Annotated in this window: 20 protein-coding genes and 1 tRNA gene; 4 read left to right on the top strand and 17 right to left on the bottom strand. The window is 75.7% G+C overall.

The features are described from left to right. Nucleotides 1-8: 8 nt before the first annotated feature. From ABZW14_RS28765 to ABZW14_RS28740, 6 genes are all read right to left on the bottom strand, one after another. A complete protein-coding gene (locus ABZW14_RS28765; protein WP_007071104.1) occupies nt 9-341 on the bottom strand; it encodes a small basic family protein in 333 nt (110 codons plus the stop codon). Beyond that, nucleotides 338-1,282, bottom strand: coding sequence for a DUF881 domain-containing protein (locus ABZW14_RS28760; RefSeq protein WP_355352387.1), 945 nt, complete (start codon nt 1,280-1,282; stop codon nt 338-340). The genes ABZW14_RS28765 and ABZW14_RS28760 overlap by 4 nt, the downstream gene beginning before the upstream one ends. Continuing rightward, nucleotides 1,279-1,872: a CDP-alcohol phosphatidyltransferase family protein gene (locus ABZW14_RS28755; RefSeq protein ID WP_355352384.1), complete on the bottom strand. Its 594-nt coding sequence runs from the start codon at nt 1,870-1,872 to the stop codon at nt 1,279-1,281. Before ABZW14_RS28755 ends, ABZW14_RS28760 begins: the two co-directional genes overlap by 4 nt. 360 nt (nt 1,873-2,232) lie before the next feature. Beyond that, nucleotides 2,233-2,703, bottom strand: a complete 471-nt coding sequence (locus tag ABZW14_RS28750) for a MarR family transcriptional regulator (protein WP_355352381.1) — start codon at nt 2,701-2,703, stop codon at nt 2,233-2,235. A gap of 48 nt (nt 2,704-2,751) precedes the next feature. Continuing rightward, complete coding sequence (locus tag ABZW14_RS28745; RefSeq protein ID WP_355352378.1) at nt 2,752-3,939, bottom strand: PP2C family protein-serine/threonine phosphatase; 1,188 nt, start codon at nt 3,937-3,939, stop codon at nt 2,752-2,754. Nucleotides 3,940-4,055: 116 nt separating this feature from the next. Continuing rightward, the gene (locus ABZW14_RS28740; protein WP_355352375.1) at nt 4,056-4,673 is read right to left on the bottom strand and encodes an SAM-dependent methyltransferase; all 618 of its coding nucleotides are present in this window, start codon (nt 4,671-4,673) and stop codon (nt 4,056-4,058) included. A gap of 127 nt (nt 4,674-4,800) precedes the next feature. On the opposite strand from ABZW14_RS28740, the gene ABZW14_RS28735 reads away from it, so the two are divergent. From ABZW14_RS28735 to ABZW14_RS28725, 3 genes are all read left to right on the top strand, one after another. Beyond that, nucleotides 4,801-5,682, top strand: coding sequence for a universal stress protein (locus tag ABZW14_RS28735; protein ID WP_355352372.1), 882 nt, complete (start codon nt 4,801-4,803; stop codon nt 5,680-5,682). 64 nt (nt 5,683-5,746) lie between these two features. Beyond that, nucleotides 5,747-5,956, top strand: a complete 210-nt coding sequence (locus tag ABZW14_RS28730) for a phosphatidylethanolamine-binding protein (protein WP_355352369.1) — start codon at nt 5,747-5,749, stop codon at nt 5,954-5,956. Next, complete coding sequence (locus ABZW14_RS28725; RefSeq protein WP_355352366.1) at nt 5,953-6,426, top strand: hypothetical protein; 474 nt, start codon at nt 5,953-5,955, stop codon at nt 6,424-6,426. The genes ABZW14_RS28730 and ABZW14_RS28725 overlap by 4 nt, the downstream gene beginning before the upstream one ends. A 1-nt stretch (nt 6,427) precedes the next feature. Here ABZW14_RS28725 and ABZW14_RS28720 read toward each other — a convergent pair whose 3' ends face one another. Next, nucleotides 6,428-6,637, bottom strand: coding sequence for a hypothetical protein (locus ABZW14_RS28720; protein ID WP_355352363.1), 210 nt, complete (start codon nt 6,635-6,637; stop codon nt 6,428-6,430). A 128-nt stretch (nt 6,638-6,765) separates the two neighbouring features. On the opposite strand from ABZW14_RS28720, the gene ABZW14_RS28715 reads away from it, so the two are divergent. After that, a complete protein-coding gene (locus ABZW14_RS28715) occupies nt 6,766-7,419 on the top strand; it encodes a hypothetical protein (RefSeq protein ID WP_355352360.1) in 654 nt (217 codons plus the stop codon). 12 nt (nt 7,420-7,431) lie between these two features. Here ABZW14_RS28715 and ABZW14_RS28710 read toward each other — a convergent pair whose 3' ends face one another. From ABZW14_RS28710 to ABZW14_RS28665, 10 genes are all read right to left on the bottom strand, one after another. Then, on the bottom strand, nt 7,432-7,617 hold the full coding sequence (locus tag ABZW14_RS28710; RefSeq protein ID WP_355352512.1) for a hypothetical protein: 186 nt from the start codon (nt 7,615-7,617) through the stop codon (nt 7,432-7,434). Between the two features lie 69 nt (nt 7,618-7,686). After that, nucleotides 7,687-8,964 (bottom strand): hemolysin family protein, encoded by a 1,278-nt coding sequence (locus ABZW14_RS28705; RefSeq protein ID WP_355352357.1) that lies wholly within the window; start codon nt 8,962-8,964, stop codon nt 7,687-7,689. Next, on the bottom strand, nt 8,964-9,161 hold the full coding sequence (locus tag ABZW14_RS28700) for a hypothetical protein (protein ID WP_091258094.1): 198 nt from the start codon (nt 9,159-9,161) through the stop codon (nt 8,964-8,966). Before ABZW14_RS28700 ends, ABZW14_RS28705 begins: the two co-directional genes overlap by 1 nt. A 45-nt stretch (nt 9,162-9,206) precedes the next feature. Further along, nucleotides 9,207-9,908: a hypothetical protein gene (locus tag ABZW14_RS28695; RefSeq protein WP_355352354.1), complete on the bottom strand. Its 702-nt coding sequence runs from the start codon at nt 9,906-9,908 to the stop codon at nt 9,207-9,209. Nucleotides 9,909-9,937: 29 nt separating this feature from the next. After that, complete coding sequence (selB, locus tag ABZW14_RS28690) at nt 9,938-11,701, bottom strand: selenocysteine-specific translation elongation factor (protein ID WP_355352351.1); 1,764 nt, start codon at nt 11,699-11,701, stop codon at nt 9,938-9,940. A 2-nt stretch (nt 11,702-11,703) separates the two neighbouring features. Next, on the bottom strand, nt 11,704-12,996 hold the full coding sequence (gene selA / locus ABZW14_RS28685) for an L-seryl-tRNA(Sec) selenium transferase (protein WP_355352348.1): 1,293 nt from the start codon (nt 12,994-12,996) through the stop codon (nt 11,704-11,706). 21 nt (nt 12,997-13,017) lie between these two features. Next, nucleotides 13,018-13,113, bottom strand: a tRNA-Sec gene (locus ABZW14_RS28680). 48 nt (nt 13,114-13,161) lie between these two features. Further along, nucleotides 13,162-14,451 carry an OFA family MFS transporter gene (locus ABZW14_RS28675; protein ID WP_355352345.1) on the bottom strand — a complete coding sequence of 430 codons (1,290 nt, stop codon included), beginning with the start codon at nt 14,449-14,451 and terminating at the stop codon, nt 13,162-13,164. Between the two features lie 45 nt (nt 14,452-14,496). After that, nucleotides 14,497-15,744: an NrfD/PsrC family molybdoenzyme membrane anchor subunit gene (nrfD, locus tag ABZW14_RS28670; protein ID WP_355352342.1), complete on the bottom strand. Its 1,248-nt coding sequence runs from the start codon at nt 15,742-15,744 to the stop codon at nt 14,497-14,499. Next, nucleotides 15,741-16,784, bottom strand: a complete 1,044-nt coding sequence (locus ABZW14_RS28665; RefSeq protein WP_355352509.1) for a 4Fe-4S dicluster domain-containing protein — start codon at nt 16,782-16,784, stop codon at nt 15,741-15,743. Before ABZW14_RS28665 ends, nrfD begins: the two co-directional genes overlap by 4 nt.

Here is a 16,784-nt window from a genome sequence, read left to right as displayed (position 1 = left end):
CCACAAACCTACGCCCGGAACAGGTGCCGACGGATCGCCGCCACGTTTCCGAAGATGCGCACCCCCAGCACGACCACCACACCGGTGGACAACTGACCGCCCACCCCCAGCTGGTCCCCCAGATAGACGATCAGACCCGCCACCAGCACGTTCGAGATGAACGACACCACGAACTGCTTGTCGTCGAAGATCCGGTCCAGCTTCGCCCGCACGCCGCCGAACACCGCGTCGAGCGCCGCCACCACGGCGATCGGCAGGTACGGCTGCAGCGCCGCGGGCACCGTGGGATCCAGATACACCCCGAGCACCACACCGGCGAGCAACGCCAGCACCGCGATCATCGGCCACCTCCGGAGGGGCTGGGAGAGGTACCCGAGCCGGACGGCCCGGGACTGGTCGAACCGGCGACACCCGAACCCGACGGGCTCGGACTCACCGAAGGCTCGGCGTAGCGTAGCCGTGGCTGCGGAGCCGCCGGCAGGGTGAGGCCGTCCGCGTTCTTCACCCCGAACGACAAGCCCGTCGTCCGCTGCACGTCACGCATCAGATCCGCCGCCCGGCTGTCGTCGAAGCGCTCCCGCATCGACCCCGGCCCGATCGCCGACACCTCGTACGGGCTCGTCACCGGCCGGTAGTCCACCAGGATCGCCTCACCCGCCGAACGGATCGTCGACGTCGCCGTCAGCCGCTGCCCGTTGATCGCCACCGCCTCCGCGCCCGCCGCCCACAGCGCGTTCGCCACCTTCTGCAGGTCGGAGTACAACACCCGCGACGGCCCCGCGTCCGCCCCGGTCACCGCGTCCTGGTCCCGCGGCGCGTCCGCCAGGCGCACCACCACACCGTCCCCGCGCACCCGGCCCAGGCCGGTGCCCGCCTCCAGGTTGCGCAGCCGCGACGCCTGCGACCCGCTCAACGCCGCATCCCGCTGCCGGCCGACCTCCTCGCGCAACTGGTCCGCGCGCGCGGACAAGCGGTCCGTCTCCGCCTCCCGCTGCTTGATCCCGGCGACCAGCCCGGCCCGCGCCTTCGCCCGGCCCGGCTCCTCCGCCATCGTCTCCCGGTAGGCCACCGCGAACAGGAAACCGATCACCAGCAGCACGACCACACTCACCGGGCGGCCCAGCACCCGCCGCAGCCGCGACGGCGGCACCGCCGACCGCCGGGCCGCCGCGTCCGCGTAGCCGGGATCGAGAGGGTTGCGGAACAGCTCGGTGAGGAAGTCCGGCGCGTACACCCGGGCCGACGGATCGCGGCCCTTGTCCTGCGGAGGGGTGGCGGTCACGTCGCCGCCCCCGCGCGCCGCGCCCGCATCGCCCGGACCAGGCGGCTGGCCTGCACCACGTACATCGCCCCGGCCACCCAGTAGAGCACCAGACCCCACCAGGCCAGCCCCCAGCCGATCGCCCCCGCCACGTCGGCCACCCCGCGGGCGGCCGACGCCAGCAGCAGGATCGGGAACGCGGCCAGCAGCAGGAACGTGGCGGTCTTGCCCACGTAGTGCACCGGCGGCGGGCCGTAGCCGTAGCGGCGCAGGACCCCCAGCGAGCCGAGCAGCAGCAGCTCGCGGGCCAGCAGCGCCGCGGTGAACTGCCACGGCACCACCTCGCGCGCGGTGAACGCCAGCAGCGTGGCCAGGATGTAGAGCCGGTCGGCGAGCGGGTCGAGCAGCTCGCCCAGCCGGCTCACCTGCTGGAGGCGCCGGGCGATCCAGCCGTCCACCCAGTCGCTGGTGCCGCCGATGGCCAGCACCACGATGGCGGCCACGTCGGCCTTGACGACCAGGAACAGGTAGAGGAAGAGCGGTACACCGACGAGCCGGACGAAGCTGATCATGTTCGGCACGGTGAGGACACGGTCCCCCACGACCGCCATACCGCCGGGAGCCGGGTGCTCCGATGGAGCCGGCCGACGCGACACCGAACCTCCCTCCGCAGCACGGTCCGGCGGCCGATCGAACGGCCGCCGCAGGAACGTGCGCGTTGCCGGCCGGTCAGACGCCGGCGCCCTTCTGCGATCCCGGGCTGGGACCTCCCCGTTGCGGCCCAGGATCGTGTCGATCATGAGCCGGCCAGTTGCGCTGCCACTATATCGGGCTGCCCCGGCCGCCTCCGGGCGCCGCGTGGTGCTGGTGCTCAGCTTCCGCTCATGTGCGGGACCGCATTACCGCTAAGGCGTCCTAGGATACTAGCTGACCGGCTGGGGACTCGGTAGCCGGGTAGGGCGTAGCGGGGATCAGGCGGTACGGGCCGTGGAGTCGGAACCCGCCTGTGGGGTGTTCATCGACGCGGCCTGGCCGAACGCGACCAGCGCCAGCAGCAGCTCGTGCTGCATCCGGTTGGGCATCCGGTCCAGCACCGCCTGGACCGCCCGGTGCCGCCGCTCCGTCAGCTCGCGCAGCAGCGTCTCCGCCGCGGCCGTGGGGATCAGGCGCACCTCGCGCCGGTCACGAGGGTCGGCCACCCGGCGCAGCAGGCCGACGGCCTCCAGCCGGTCACACAGCCGGCTCGCCGACGAGGGCACCACGTCGAGCAGCTCGGCCAGCCGGTTCACGTTGGTGCGCGGGTGCGCCATGATCAGCGACAGCACCCGCAGCTGGGTCGGTGAGACGCTGAGGGTGTGCCGCGACGCGGCGGAGTCGAGCACACCGATGAGCGCCTCGGCCGCCGCATCGATGGCCGCGGCAAGATTCGGAGGTCGCTCCACCCGCTGTCCCCTGCGATCGTCCCGCTCGTGTTCGCTCCGCCGGTCCGTCTACCGCCCGCCGCCCTCGTCCGGTGGGCTGGCACCGCGCCAGTCCAGGCAGACGACGACCGCGTCGTCGCGCAGATCCGCGTCGGCATGGTACGCGTGCAGTTCGCGCATCACCGTACCAACTGCCTCGGTCGCCGGCTGCAACCGAGTGGACCGCATCGCACGCGCCATGGCCCTTTCCCCGTACGGTTCCAGGCCGGCCGGCTCCGCCGCGTACACCCCGTCGCTCACCACGAAGAGCCGGTCCCCCGGCTCCACGGTGAACTCCTGCACGTCGTAGCGGGTCTCGGCGAACATGCCCAGCGGCAGTTGCTGCTCCAGCGCGATCGGGGTGACCGCACCGCCGCGCAGCCGCAGCACGTGCGGGGAACCCGCGTCCACGGCCCGCACCACGCCCCGCCGGTTGTCCAGTTCGAGCAGCAGCGTCGCCACGTGCCGACTCCCCCGGTGCTGGTAGAAGATGGTGTCCGAGGCCAGCTCGGCCTGCTCCACCAGGCTGCCGCCGGAGCGTCGCGCGTTGCGCATCGCGTTGACGGTCACGGCGGTGAGCAGCGAGGCGGCGAGCCCGTTGCCGGCGCCGTTGAGCACCGTGACGGTGAGCCGGTCGCCGTCCACCGACCAGTCGAAGTGGTCGCCGCCCACCGTGTACGCGGGTTCGAGCTGCCCGGCCAGCACGAAGTCGCCGTGCGTGACGCTGCGCCCGGGCAGCAGGTCCCACTGCATCTCGGCGGCCATGCTGAGCCGTTCCCGGCGGCGCGCGCGCCGGTAGCGGTCGGTCTCCCGGTCCGCCGCCCGCAGCGCCACCGCCAGGTCGCCGGCGACGTCCCGGGTCGCCGCCACGGTGGCGGCATCGGGTGCGGCCGGCAGCTCGACCATCAGCACGCCGAGGCGCTCCCCCCACGCCGACAGCGGCAGGTAGGCCCGGCACCGGCCGTCCTCGCCGGTGTCCAGCACCGGCTGCTGGCTGCTGAAGCAGCGCTGCGCGACGCCCTGGCAGGCGAGGAAGCCGCCCTCGGGCAGCTCCGGGTCCAGCACCGGCCAGAGCCCGGTGAACCGGTAGTCGGCGACGAACACCTCGGTCCGCGACGCGCCGAGCACCCGGCGGACCACCGCGTCGGCGGCCTCCACCAACTGGTCGGGGGGCGCGGCGCGCAGGGCGCGTGCCACGACTCCGGACGCGTCCGGCATGCTGACATCCTCCGATGGCGACTATTGCTCTAGAGCAAGCATCATACGGAGGCCCCCGGACACCGGCACGGCCCGGTTCCGACCTGCGCCGCGACGGTCGTGGGTGGACGTTCCGCTCAGCCGGCGGGCTTGACCGCCAGCGCGCCGTAGAAGGCGTCCGGCACCGGCGCCGGAACGCCGGCCGGGCGCCACCGCGCGACCGGCACGATGCCGTCCGGCGTGGGCTGCCACCGGCCCAGCAGCGGCCCGAACCGCGCGGGCGCCCGCATCCGGAACGCCGGCCCCATCATGGCCAGCGCCTCCGGGTACGCGGCGAGTTCCTCGCTGTCGAAGTCGATCGCCAGGAAGCTGCCCGGCGCGACCGCCTCGTACAGCTCGTCGAGGGTGCGGGCGAGCGTGTCGTCGTCGAGGAACGCGGCCAGCCCGAGAAAGATCACCCCGACCGGCCGCCTCCCCCACCCCGGCACGAACCCCGTCGCGTCCGGCGCCACCTCGTGCACGTTGCCGCAGGTGGGAACGCCCGCCCCGAAGACCAGGAACCCGTCCACCCCGGCATCGGCGATCGTCGCGACGGCCCGGCCGAGGAAGTCGCGCAGCGCGCGGAAGATGGCCGCGCAGGGCCCGTACGCGCCCTCGAAGGCGCCGGCCGCGGCCACGTCCACCGGGTGGTGGTGCACGCCGCCGAGCCAGTAGTCGATCATGCGGGCGGTGCTCGGTCGGTCGGGCTCGGCCATCGACGAGGCTCCCTTTCTTCGGCGCTGGTCGCCAGCGTACCCACGGGTCGGCTCGCGCGGTATCGCCTCGGCGAGGGGCCGCCGGCCGCGATACTGGCCGCGGGCGCCGACGGCGAGGAGGTACGGCGTGAACTCGGCGAACGGCGCGGCGGTGGTGGTCGGGGTGGACGGCTCGGAGCCGGCCCTCAAGGCCGTGCGCCTGGCGGCGCGGGAGGCGGCCCGGCGACAGCGGTCGCTGCGGGTGGTGCACGGCTTCATCTGGCCGCTGCTGCGCGTACCCGTGTCGGCGCCGGCCGGGGCGCCACCCGACAGCGGCCTGCGGCACCAGGCCGAGGAGCTGGTCGCGGCCGCGGTCGCCGAGGCCGAGTCGGTCGCGCCGGGGCTGCGGGTGTCCGGCGAGATCATCGACGGGGAGGCCTCCGCGGTGCTGCTCGGCGAGTCCCCCACCGCCACGATGATCGTGCTGGGCGACCGCGGCCTCGGCGGCTTCGCCGCCCTGGTGATCGGCTCGGTCGCGATCCAGGTCGCCTCGTACGCCGACTGCCCGGTCCTGGTCGCCCGCGGCACGCCGCGCCCGGCGGGTCCGGTGGTGGTCGGGGTGGACGGCTCCACGCTGTCCCGCGCGGCGGTGGACTTCGCCGGCGAGGAGGCCGCGGTCCGCGGCACCCGGCTGCACGCCGTGCACGCCTACACCCACCCGGCCTCCAGCGGCCCGGGCGACATGCAACCCCTGGTGTACGAGGAGAGCGAGCTGCGCGGCGAGGAGGACCGGCTGCTGGCCGAGTCGCTCACCGGCCTGGCCGAGCGCCGGCCCGAGGTGCCGGTCACCCGGGCGGCCGTGCACGCCCGACCGGTCGCCGCGCTCGTCGAGGCGTCCCGCGAGGCCCAACTGCTGGTCGTCGGCCGCCGGGGCCGGGGCGAGCTGACCGGCCTGCTGCTCGGCTCGGTGAGCCAGGGAGTGCTGCACCGCGCCGACTGTCCGGTCGCGGTCATCCGCGCCCCCGGCTGAACGGTTGGCCGGAGCCCCGGCGGGTAGACGCTACGGTCAGCCACAGCGACCGGAGGAGGCAGCGATGCCAGGACCACGGCCGGGCAGCAACGCGTACGACAAGGAGCGGGCGCGGCTGCGGGATGTGATCGAGCAGTCCGGGCGGGCCGCCGACCAGGAGGCGAACCAGGTCGCGAACCGGATCCTCCAGGACGACCGCGGCCAGCGGGGCATCGTGCGGGGCGAACGGACGTTCGGTCCCAAGGGTGAGCGCGAACCGGGCGACCCGAAGTGAGGGCCGCTCCCGTTGTCGACGGCGCCATCGCGGGCGCCGTCGGCAGCGCCGCGTTGAACGTCGTCACCTTCCTCGACATGACGCTGCGGGGACGCCCGGCGAGCAGCACGCCCGAGCAGACCGCCGGCAAGCTCGCCGACGCGGCCCACGTGGACCTCGGGCCCGGGGACAAGGCGGGGAACCGCCGCACCGGCGTCGGGTCGATCATCGGCTACGCCACGGGCATCGCCGCCGGCGCGCTGTTCGGCATCCTGGCCGCCCGCCGCCGGGTCCCGCTGCCGCTGGCCGTGGGGATGCTCGGCGGCGGCGTCATGGCCACCTCCGACGGATCGCTGGCCGCCCTGCGCATCAGCGACCCCCGCACGTGGAGCACCAAGGACTGGGTGTCCGACGTCGTGCCGCACCTGGCGTACGGAGCGGCGGCCGCAGCCACCTGGCGGAGGCTGCGGCCGCCGTCGCGGCGGGGCTGACTCAGCCCCGCCGGTCGCTCTCGTCGTCGGCCACCGGCTCGCCGGCCGGGCCGTACGGCGACACCTGTCCCTTCGGGACCGGCCGCCCCACGTCCGCGTTGGATGTGCCCTTGTTCCGCGGATGCCCGGCCGCCTGGACGCCCTTCCGGCTGTCCTGGCTGGTCGCGCCCAGGTTGTTGCGGCGGAACTCCTCCTGCTGCGGGTTGACCACGGGTTTCTCCTTCCCGGGTGGAGCGCACGGCGTGGGCCGCGCACGTGATCCGGGTACCCGCCGCCGCGGGGCGCATTCCGGCTCGGCCGCGGGCGTCTGTCCCGGCCGCGGGCGGGTATCCCCACCGGATGCCAGACGATCGGAACGTGGCGCGGGCGCTGCTGGACCGGCAGTCCCGCACCTACGCGGAGGAGGCCGGGATCGGCCTGGCCGACCGGCCCGGCCCGCTCTACCAGCTGCTGGTGCTCACCACGCTGCTGAGCACCCGGATCCGGGCGTGCGTGGCGATCGCCGCGGCGCGTGAGCTGTTCGCCGCCGGCTGGCGCACCCCACCGGCCATGGAGGCGGCGACCTGGCAGGACCGGGTCGACGCGCTCGGGCGGGGTCACTACCGCCGCTACGACGAGCGGACCGCCACCATGCTCGGCACCGGCGCCCGGCTCTGCCTGGACCGGTGGCACGGCGACCTGCGCCGGATGCACAAGGAGGCCGACGGCGACCGGACCGTGCTGCGCCGGCTGCTCACCGAGTTCCCCGGCATCGGCCCGACCGGCGCGGACATCTTCCTCCGCGAGGCGCAGGCCGTCTGGCCGGACGTGCGCCCGTACGCCGACCGGCGGACCCTGGCCGGCGCGCGCCGGCTCGGCCTGCCCGCGAACACCGGCGGCCTGTCCCGGCTGGTCGGTGAGGCCGACTTCGGGCGGCTGGCGTCGGCGCTGGTTCGGGTGGCGCTCGGCGAGGAGTCGGCCGGTGAGGTCAGCCGGACCGCCGCAGCCCGCTGACCCGGCCGGGCCTCACTTCGCCGGGCCGGGCTTGGTCAGGTTCCAGGCGAGCGCCGAGGCGAGCAGGGCCAGCAGCACCACGCCACCGGAGATGCCCCCGCCCTCCCCACCGCTGCTGCGGTGCCCGGTGGCACCGAAATAGATCACGGCCAGCCCGGCGAGCACGGTGATGAACGTCCGCAGTCCTCGGTCCTTCACATTCCGGACGGTACGGGTGTCCGGCGCCGCGGAAGGCCCGTTCCGCCCACCCGTCCCCCGTTCGAGGTGTCACTCCGCCCGGCAGCCGGCCGCCGGGCCCCGCAGGCGTACGCGGCGGATGGCGCGGTCGACCACCTCGACCACCTCGACGGTGAGCCCGGGCAGCCGGATCCGCTCCCCCGGCCCGGCGGGCAGGTGGCCCAGCCCGGCCAGGACCAGCCCGGCCACGGTGGTGTACTCACGGGTCAGCGGGAAGGTCAGCTGCACGCCGGCGTCGGGCAGGTCGTGCAACGGGAAGTCCCCGGGGAGCAGCAGGGCGCCGTCCGGCTCCCGGACCGCCTGCCGCACGTCCCGGTCGGTCTCGTCGTACAGCTCGCCGACGACCTCTTCGAGCAGGTCCTCCATGGTGACCAGGCCGTCCACCCCGCCGTACTCGTCGATCACCAGGGCGAGCTGCTCGTGGCGCTGGCGCAGCTGCCGCATGGCGTCGGCCACCGGCAGGGTGCCGGGCAGCAGCACCGGCGGCCGGGCGCGTTCGCCCACGCCGGCCCCGTCGGCGTCGACCAGGTCGCGGATGTGCACCACCCCGCGCACGTCGTCCAGCCCGCCGGGGCCGGTCACCGGCGCCCGGGAGCGGCCGGTCGCGGCCAGCCGACGCATCGCCTCCGCCGCGCTCAGCTCCGCCGGCAGGAACGTCACGTCGCGGCGGGCCACCAGGATCTCCCGCAGGGTACGGCCGGCGATGTCGAACGCCCCGGCCAGGATCTCCCGCTGCTGCGCCGAGAGGCCGCGCTGGCTGACCAGCATCTCCCGCAGCTCCTCCTCGGTCACCTCCGTCCGGTTGGCCCGGGGATCGCCGCCGGCCAGCCGGACCAGCAGATCGGTGGTCCGGCTGAGCAGCCACACCGCCGGCCGGGACACCCGGGCGAGCAGGTCCAGCGGCGCGGCGCTGAACAGGGCCCAGCGTTCCGCCGACTGCATGGCCAGCCGCTTCGGGGCCAGCTCCCCGACGACCAGCGTCACGAAGGTCAGCGCCATCGTCACCAGCAGCACGGCCACCGGGCGGGCGGCCCGGCCGAGGAAGCCCAGCGGGCCGACCAGCGGCTCGGCCAGCGACACGGCGGCGGCCGCCGAGGCGAGGAATCCGGCCAGGGTGATGCCGAGCTGGATGGTGGCCAGGTAGCGGTTCGGCTCCCGGGCCAGCCGGGTCAGCCGCGCCCCGGTACGCCCCGTACGACCCAGCCGCCGCAGCTGCCCCTCGCGTAGCGTCACCATGGCCATCTCGCTGCCGGACAGTGCCGCGTTGACCAGCACCAGGACCAGCACCAGGGCGAGCTGGCCGGCCATCAGTCGGTCTCCAGGTCGTCCAGGGAGATCGCGTGGGTCATCAGCCACCGGGCCAGCGCGCCCATCCCGAACAGCCACAGCGGCGCCGACTCCGTGGTGCCGTTCGTGGCGAAGATGGCGAACCGCAGGTCCGGTGCCCGGTACGCCTCGATCCGCCACCGGTGGTTCCTGTCCCGCCAGACCGCCGAAGGGTCCATGGCGTCACCGTAGGTGACCGGGTGCGGCCGCCGGTGCCGCTTGGCTCACCCGCCCGGGACCACGTACCCGCCGAACAGGGCGGCGAGGAGGGCCACCGCGACCGACAGGAGTATCCCGCCCAGCAGCAGCCCGCCCAGGCCGGTCCACCCCGAGGGGCGCGACCGGACGGCCGGCACGTCACCCCGCCAGCGTTCCCGGTACAGCCAGGCGAGCACGCCCACACCGAACGGGAGCAGGCCTATCCAGAACCAGAACCAGCGCGTGCCGGCCACCGGCACGGGCCCGGCGACCAGCATGAGCAGCCAGCCGGCGCCGATCGTCAGGGCCAGTGCCCCGGCCGCGTTCGCCAGCGCGTCGGCGAGGGTGTCGCCGCCGTGGGTGGTGGCGTCGCGGGCGCGCGGGTCGGCCAGCGGGTCCGCACCGGTCTCCGGGTCCTCCACGGGCACGCTCGCGTGCCGGATCTGGCCGTCCGGCCGGGTCCAGACGAGCATCCAGGCGCCCTCGGCGTACCGGGGCTCGGGGCGGCGGCCCCAGCTGCCGCCGGTCTGCCACCCGTCGGCCCGCGCCATGGTGACGACCCGGCCGGCGGCGAGGTCGCGCTGAAGCTCCGCCTCGTCCGCGGCACGGGGTGCCGTCCACCAGGCCAGGGCGGCCCAGACCAGCCAGCACAGCGCCACCGCGAGGGGAAGCGCCCGGCGGCGCAGCCACGGCCCGTCGAGGAGGGCGGCGCGGGGCGCGTCGATCATGCGGTCACCCTCGCACCCCGGCGCAACGCTCAGCCGGGCGGGTGGACCACCTCGCGGGCGTCGTCGGGCAGCCGGCGGGTGGCGCCCCGCCGGTCGAGCAGTTCCAGCAGCGGCACCGCCACGCGGCGGGTGGTGTCCAGGGCCTGCCGGGCGGCGCTGAGCGTGAACGGCTGCGGCAGGCCGGCGAGCACCCGCACCGCGTCGTCCAGGGCGCCGGGCAGCAGCACCACGTTGTCGGCGAGCCTCAGCAGGGCGCCGGCCCGCACGGCCGCCCCGATCTCGCGGGGGCCGAGACCGAGGTCGGCGAGGCGGTGCGCCTCGGGGGCCTGGAACGGGCGGTCGCCGTACTCGGCGCGGACCCGGGCAACCGCCCGGGCCACCGGTTCCGGCAGCGTGTCGCCCGGGGCCGCGGTGACCCGGCCCGCGCGCAGCCGCAGCGGCGGGCGCAGCAGCGCCTCCACCAGCGCCCGGTCGGGCAGGTCGAGGCGGTGCCGCAGCACGTCGACCGGTACGCCGGCCGCCAGGGGTTCCTCGCGGGCGTACCGGGCGACCTCCTCGGTGAGCCGGCGGCCCAGCTCCCGCCAGTGGTCGGGGTCGGCCAGCCAGTCCCCGGCGACCGGGGCGGCGGTGAGCGGCACACCCATCCGGGTCAGCTCACCGGCCCGGACGAGACGCCGCCGGCGCAGCTCCCCGGCCAGGTCGGGCCGGCCGTCCAGCCCCGCCAGCACCGCGGCCCGGGCGGCGGCCGCGCCCCGCCGGCGCAGCGGCGGCGGGTCGACGTCCAGCACCGTCACCCCGCCGCTGACGTGGCGCCGGCCGGGGTCGCGCAGCAGCGCGCGGTCGCCGATCAGCAGCGGCAGCGGACGGGCCAGCCGCAGCCGGACGGTGTCCGGGCCCAGCGGGCGGACGCGGGCGGGCACCGCGGCCGAGCCGACGTGCAAGGTGAGGGTGGCCGGCAGGTCGGCGGCCGGATCACCGGCGAGCCGGACGTCGAGCAGGTCGGTGCCGCGGAACCGGCCGGGGCTGAGCAGGGCGTCGCCGCGGGCCACCCGGTCGCGGGGCAGCCCGCGCAGGTTCACCGCCACCCGGGCCACCGCATCGACCTCCGCGTGGGCGGTGTTCAGCGCGTGCAGCCCGCGGACCCGCACCGGTTCCCCGGTGGCGGCCAGTTCGAGCGTGTCGCCGACGCGCAGCCGGCCACCGCCGAGGGTGCCGGTGACCACCGTGCCGCTGCCCCGGACGGTGAACGAACGGTCCACCCAGAGGCGGACCGGGGCGTCGCCGGCCGGGTCGGGCAACCGGGCGGCCAGCCGGTCCAGCGCGGCCCGCAGCTCGGGCAGGCCGGCGCCGGTGACCGCGCTGACCGGCACCGCCTCCACCGCGCCGAGGGAGGTCGCGGCGATCTCCTTGCGCGCCCGGGCCAGCGCCGGCCCCGGGTCGGCCAGGTCCGCGCGGGTCACCGCCAGCAGCCCGTACGACACCCCGAGCGCGTCCAGCGCGGCCAGGTGCTCCGCGGACTGCGGCATCCAGCCCTCGTCGGCGCCGACGACGATCAGCGCGGCCGGGACCGGCCCGACGCCGGCCAGCATGTTCGGCACGAACCGCTCGTGCCCGGGCACGTCGACGAACGCGATGGTGCCCCCGGAGGGCAGGGTGGTCCAGGCGAAGCCGAGGTCGATGGTCATGCCCCGGCGGCGTTCCTCCGCCCACCGGTCGGGTTCCATCCCGGTCAGCGCCCGGACCAGCGTGGACTTGCCGTGGTCGACGTGCCCGGCGGTGGCCACCACCCACATGGTCAGGCACCGACCCGCAGGATCGCCGCCCGCAGGTCCGGGTCCGCGGCGGCGGGCACGCAACGAAGGTCGAGCAGAAGCCGGCCGTGCAGCACCCGGCCGAGGATCGGCGGCGCGCCGGTGCGCAGCGGCTCGGCGTACCGCTCGGGCAGGCTCAGCGCCCACGAGTCCAGTTCGACCCCCGGGGCGCCGCCGCCGCCGACCACGGCGGCGGTGGGCACCACCTCGGCCTTGCAGCCGTCCTCCCCGAGCCGGTCGCGCAGCCGCTCGGTGCGGGCGCGCAGCGCGCCCGGCTCGGCGTGCAGGGCCTCCCGGGTGGGGGTGGTCGGCGCGTGCAGGGTGGCGGCGAGCGCGGCCAGGGTGAGCTTGTCGACCCGCAGCGCCCGGGCGAGGGGGTGCCGGCGCAGTCGCTCGACCAGGTCGGCCGCGCCGAGCAGCAGGCCGGCCTGCGGCCCGCCGAGCAGCTTGTCGCCGCTGGCGGTGACGAGGTGCGCGCCGGCGCGCAGTGTGCTCGCGGCGTCCGGCTCGTCGGGCAGCAGCGGGTCGGGCGCGAGCAGCCCGGAGCCGATGTCGGCGACCACCGGCGCGCCGAGGGTGGCCAGCTCGCCGACCGGCACGGCCGAGGTGAAGCCGGTGACCCGGAAGTTCGACGGGTGCACCTTCAGCACGAAGCCGGTGCGCGGGCCGACGGCGGCGGCGTAGTCGGCGAGGCCCGTGCGGTTGGTCGTGCCCACCTCGCGCAGCCGCGCCCCGGTGCTCTCCAGCAGGTCGGGCAGGCGGAACCCGTCGCCGATCTCGACGAGTTCGCCGCGGCTCACCACGATCTCCCGGTCCGCGGCGAGCGCCGTGGCGGCCAGCACCAGCGCGGCCGCGCCGTTGTTGACCACGTGCACGGCCGGCGCGTCGGGCACGGCGGCGGCGAGCGCGTCCAGCGCCTCCCGGCCGCGCCGGGCCCGCCGGCCGGTGCGCAGGTCGAGTTCCACGTCGGTGTGCCCGGCGGCGGCCACCAGCGCGTCGACGGCGGCGGCCGACAGCGGGGCCCGGCCGAGGTTGGTGTGCAGCACGACGCCGGTGGCGTTGAGCACGGCCCGGGGCGCCGGCGCGGGCAGGTCGGCCAGCGCCGCGTCGCGTACCTGCTCGGGGGTGATCTCGCCCGCGCGGGCGCGGCCCTGGGCCCGCGCGATCGCGGCCTTGACCCGGTCGCGGCCCAGCGTGCCGGCCGCGGCGGTCAGCGCCGGATCGGCGAGCAGCGCGTCGGTCCGCGGGACCCGCCGCCGCGGGTCGAGGTCACGCATCGGGTCTCCCGGGGAGCAGCTTGGCGGAGACGGACGGGAATCGAACCCGCCTGGCCCGGGTCCCGGACCACACCGGTTTTGAAGACCGGGAGGGGCACCAGCCGCCTGAACGCCTCCACCAGCACTTAACCACACCTGATCTCGGGCCGCCCCGGGAGGACCGGATCAGGGCCCGGGCGTCTGGAAGTGGGGCCGTGGTTCGCCGGCAGCGGTGGGCAGGCGGGTGATCGGCGGGAGCACCAGCGCGACGAAGGCGAGGATGCCGATCACCGTGAAGGGCAGGGTGTAGCTCTTGCCGCTGGCGTCGTAGAGCAGCGCCGTGAGCAGCGGACCCACCACACCGCCGATGCTCCACGCCACGATCATTCCCCCGTAGATGGCGCCGGCGTTCGGCGTGCCGAAGTAGTCGGCGGCCGTCGCCGGCATGGTGCCGAAGCCGCCGCCGTAGGCGAGGTAGACCAGGGCGGCGAGGACGGCGAAGAGCCAGAACGCCGAGGCGTGCGGCAGGATCAGGAAGCAGACGCCCTGGAGGGCGAGCATGCCGATGAACGCCGGCATCCGGCCGATCCGGTCGGACAGCCACGCCCAGGCCACCCGGCCGCCACCGTTGAACAGGCCGAGGACGCCGACCAGGCCGGCGGCGGTCGCGGTGCCGACCCCGGCGACCGTCTGCGCGGCGTCCGCGGCCTGGGAGATCAGCGCGATGCCGCAGGTCACGTTGAGCGTGAGGATCAGCGTGAGCAGGTACCACTGCCTCGTGCGCAGGGCCTCGCCGAAGGTGTAGACCCGGGTGCCGGCGACGGCCCGGCCGCCGACCGCCGGCGTGAAGCCCGGCACCTGGTAACCGGCCGGCGGATCCCGGAAGAACGACGCACCGAGCAGCACCGCCACCAGGTAGGCGATGCCCAGCGGCAGGAAGACGCTGGTCTTGTGGTCGGTGCCGGCCAGCAGCCCCTTCGCCACCGGCGCGGTGATCACCGCGCCGAAACCGAAGCCCGCGACGGCGATGCCGGTGATCAGCCCGCGCTTGTCCGGGAACCACTTGCTGAGCATGGCGATCGGCGTGATGTACGCGGCGCCGAGCCCGATGCCGCCCAGCACGCCGTACGTGAGCAGCAGCAGCCACAGCTGGTCGCTCGACGACACCAGCGACGCGAGCATCGTCCCCACGGCGTAGAGGATGCCGCCGCCCAGGGCCACCGGCCGTGGCCCGCGCCGGTCCTGGATGCGCCCGCCCACCAGGCTGCCGATGAAGATGGTGCCGATCGCCACCTCGAACGGCAGCACCACCTCGGCCTTGCTCCACCCGAACTCCTCCTGGAGCGGCTTGTTGAACACACTCCAGGCGTAGACGGCGCCCAGCGCGAGCTGGACGAGGACGGCCGCGACCACGAGGCCCCAGCGGCCCCGGGTCGGTGGTGCATTCCCCCGCGAACGAGCGGCTGTTGTGGCCATGAGCGGTACCCCCGTATCGGCTCATGGGCCCGGCGCCTGTCCTGCCTATCCCCCGTTCGGGCCGGCGCCCGGCCCGCTGACGTGTGGTTCCTGGCTCTCCCGCCGTGCCGCGCGTTCCCGCTGCGGCACCACGGTGTACTTCGGATCCCGCGCCGAGGCGACCCCGCCGTGGAAGATGCCGAACCGGGTGCACACGGACGCGGCGAGCAGCGCGCCGCCGGACAGGGCCGACAGCAGCCGGCTGCGCCGCCCGGCCAGGGCACCCAGCACACCGGCGGCGGTGAGCGCACGGCCGGCGCGCAGCAGCTTCCCGGCGGTGCCGGTCGCGTAGGGCTCGCTGAGCAGGCCCAGCCGGTTCTCCACCCGGTGCGAGCCCCACAGTTCCAGGGCCCCGCCGGCGACGGCGAAGCGCCGCGCCGGGCCGGCCTGGGCGGTGGGCGCGCCCAGCAGCCCGACGCCCGCCGCGCTGGCCAGGGCGCTGCCCGCGAAGATGAACGGCAGTTCCGGGTACGCCTCGTGCCAGGACGGCACCGCCGTGTCGGCCAGCAGCACCCCGGTGTACGTGGCCAGAGCCGGCGCGGTGACCGCGGCGACCAGCCCGGCCGCGTTGCCGGCTGGCGGCAGCAGCCTGCGACCGAGCCCGAGCACCCCGCGCTCGGGCAGCCGGGGCGCCGCCTCGGCGACCGCGGCCACCCCGGCGGCCGGCCCGAAGGTGGTGAGGATCCAGGTGCCCACGGACATCGGCGAGGTCAGCTTCGCCACCCGCAGCATGTGGTGGAACCGGCTCGGCTTGCCCAGGTCGTTGACGAGGAAGTACGCGCTGGTCGTGACCGCCGCGAGCGAGGTGACCCGGCCGGCGCGGCGCAGCGCCGGCCGCCCGGTGAGCTGCCCGCCGGCGGCCAGCAGGGACGACCCGGCGGCGAGCCCTCCGGTGAACAGGTACGCGGCGATGTCCCACCGCCACACCGGCGCCTTGAGGATCGGCCGGCCGTAGTAGGAGGTGAACTCGGCCGGCGGCACAGTGAGCTGCTCCCCGCCGCCGCCCCCGCCCTTGCGGCGGCCCCGGCGCCGTTCCGCCGGTGGGGCGTTACGGGGCGCCAGCCCGGCCTCGGCAGCCCCCGCGTCGGTGCGCGCCACACCGGCCCCGGTGCCGGTCGCCCGGCTCCCGTTCGGGACGGCACCCGCCTTCGGGCCGTGACCACCGGGCGCGCCGGGACGGGTGGGGCCCTCGACGGCGAGCCGCTCGCGGAAGCGGCGGAACAGGTCGCCGACGGCGGGGCGGTCCGGACTCACGATGAACCTCCGACGAACGCGGCTACGGCCGCCGCCGCCATGGCCAGGGCGGCCAGCCCGGCCCGTTTCCACATCTTCGGCAGGTCCCGGGTGGTGACCACCGGGTCCGGCGGCAGGCCGTAGACCTCGGGCTCGTCGAGCAGCAGGAAGAACGCGCCGTCGCCGCCGACGCCGTCGGTCGGGTCGTGGCCGTAGAGGCGGGCCTCCGGCACGCCGCGCTCGTGCAGGGTGGCGACCCGCTGGGCGGCGCGTTCCCGCAGCTCGTCGAGGGGGCCGAACTGGATCGACTCGGTCGGGCACGCCTGCGCGCAGGCGGGCGTCTGCCCGGCACCGAGCCGGTCGTAGCAGAGGGTGCACTTCCAGGCCCGGCCGTCACCCTTGCGCTGGTCGATCACCCCGTACGGGCAGGCCGAGATGCAGTAGCCGCAGCCGTTGCAGATGTCCTCCTGCACCACGACCGTGCCGAACTCGGTGCGGAAGAGCGAACCGGTCGGGCAGACGTCCAGGCAGGCGGCGTGGGTGCAGTGCTTGCAGACGTCCGACATCATCAGCCAGCGGAAGTCGGTGCGGGTGTCGGCGCCGGTGGACCGGCCGGGCGGCTGGGCGCCGGGCATGCCGAGGAACTCCGGCCCGGCGGCCATCCGCGCGGCGGCCTCCGGCTGACCGGGCGGCAGGCCGGGGGCCGTACCGGTGTCCTCCGTCGTGCCGGCGGCGACCGCCGCGCTGGCCGGGCTGACCGCCTCGCCGACCGGCTCGCCCGCGAACGGCGGGGTGCGGTGCCCGGCCGGCCGGGGCTGCTCGATGAAGGCGACGTGCCGCCACGAGTTGGCCGTCAACGCGCCGGTGTTGTCGTACGACATGCCGAGCAGGTCGAAGCCGGAGGCGGGAACGTCGTTCCACTCCTTGCAGGCCACCTCGCACGCCTTGCAGCCGATGCAGACGCTGGTGTCGGTGAAGAAGCCCATCCGGGGCCGGCCGTCGGTCCAGCCGGCGTCCGGCGCGGGGTCGAGCGGGCCGTAGAGGCTGTTGCCCTCCAACAG

This window comes from Micromonospora sp. NPDC004551 (assembly GCF_040609975.1).
Taxonomy (GTDB): Bacteria; Actinomycetota; Actinomycetes; order Mycobacteriales; family Micromonosporaceae; genus Micromonospora.
Note: the sequence above shows the minus strand (reverse complement) of the source record. Positions and strands in the feature narration are given on the sequence as shown.

Bases quoted from the DNA above. Each gene is read 5' to 3' on its own strand.
- ABZW14_RS28765 (WP_007071104.1), bottom strand. From the start codon at position 341: ATGATCGCGGTGCTGGCGTTGCTCGCCGGTGTGGTGCTCGGGGTGTAT.
- ABZW14_RS28755 (WP_355352384.1), bottom strand. From the start codon at position 1,872: ATGGCGGTCGTGGGGGACCGTGTCCTCACCGTGCCGAACATGATCAGC.
- ABZW14_RS28745 (WP_355352378.1), bottom strand. From the start codon at position 3,939: ATGCCGGACGCGTCCGGAGTCGTGGCACGCGCCCTGCGCGCCGCGCCC.
- ABZW14_RS28740 (WP_355352375.1), bottom strand. From the start codon at position 4,673: ATGGCCGAGCCCGACCGACCGAGCACCGCCCGCATGATCGACTACTGG.
- ABZW14_RS28730 (WP_355352369.1), top strand. From the start codon at position 5,747: ATGCCAGGACCACGGCCGGGCAGCAACGCGTACGACAAGGAGCGGGCG.
- ABZW14_RS28715 (WP_355352360.1), top strand. From the start codon at position 6,766: ATGCCAGACGATCGGAACGTGGCGCGGGCGCTGCTGGACCGGCAGTCC.
- ABZW14_RS28705 (WP_355352357.1), bottom strand. From the start codon at position 8,964: ATGGCCGGCCAGCTCGCCCTGGTGCTGGTCCTGGTGCTGGTCAACGCG.
- ABZW14_RS28700 (WP_091258094.1), bottom strand. From the start codon at position 9,161: ATGGACCCTTCGGCGGTCTGGCGGGACAGGAACCACCGGTGGCGGATC.
- ABZW14_RS28695 (WP_355352354.1), bottom strand. From the start codon at position 9,908: ATGATCGACGCGCCCCGCGCCGCCCTCCTCGACGGGCCGTGGCTGCGC.
- selB (WP_355352351.1), bottom strand. From the start codon at position 11,701: ATGTGGGTGGTGGCCACCGCCGGGCACGTCGACCACGGCAAGTCCACG.
- selA (WP_355352348.1), bottom strand. From the start codon at position 12,996: ATGCGTGACCTCGACCCGCGGCGGCGGGTCCCGCGGACCGACGCGCTG.
- ABZW14_RS28675 (WP_355352345.1), bottom strand. From the start codon at position 14,451: ATGGCCACAACAGCCGCTCGTTCGCGGGGGAATGCACCACCGACCCGG.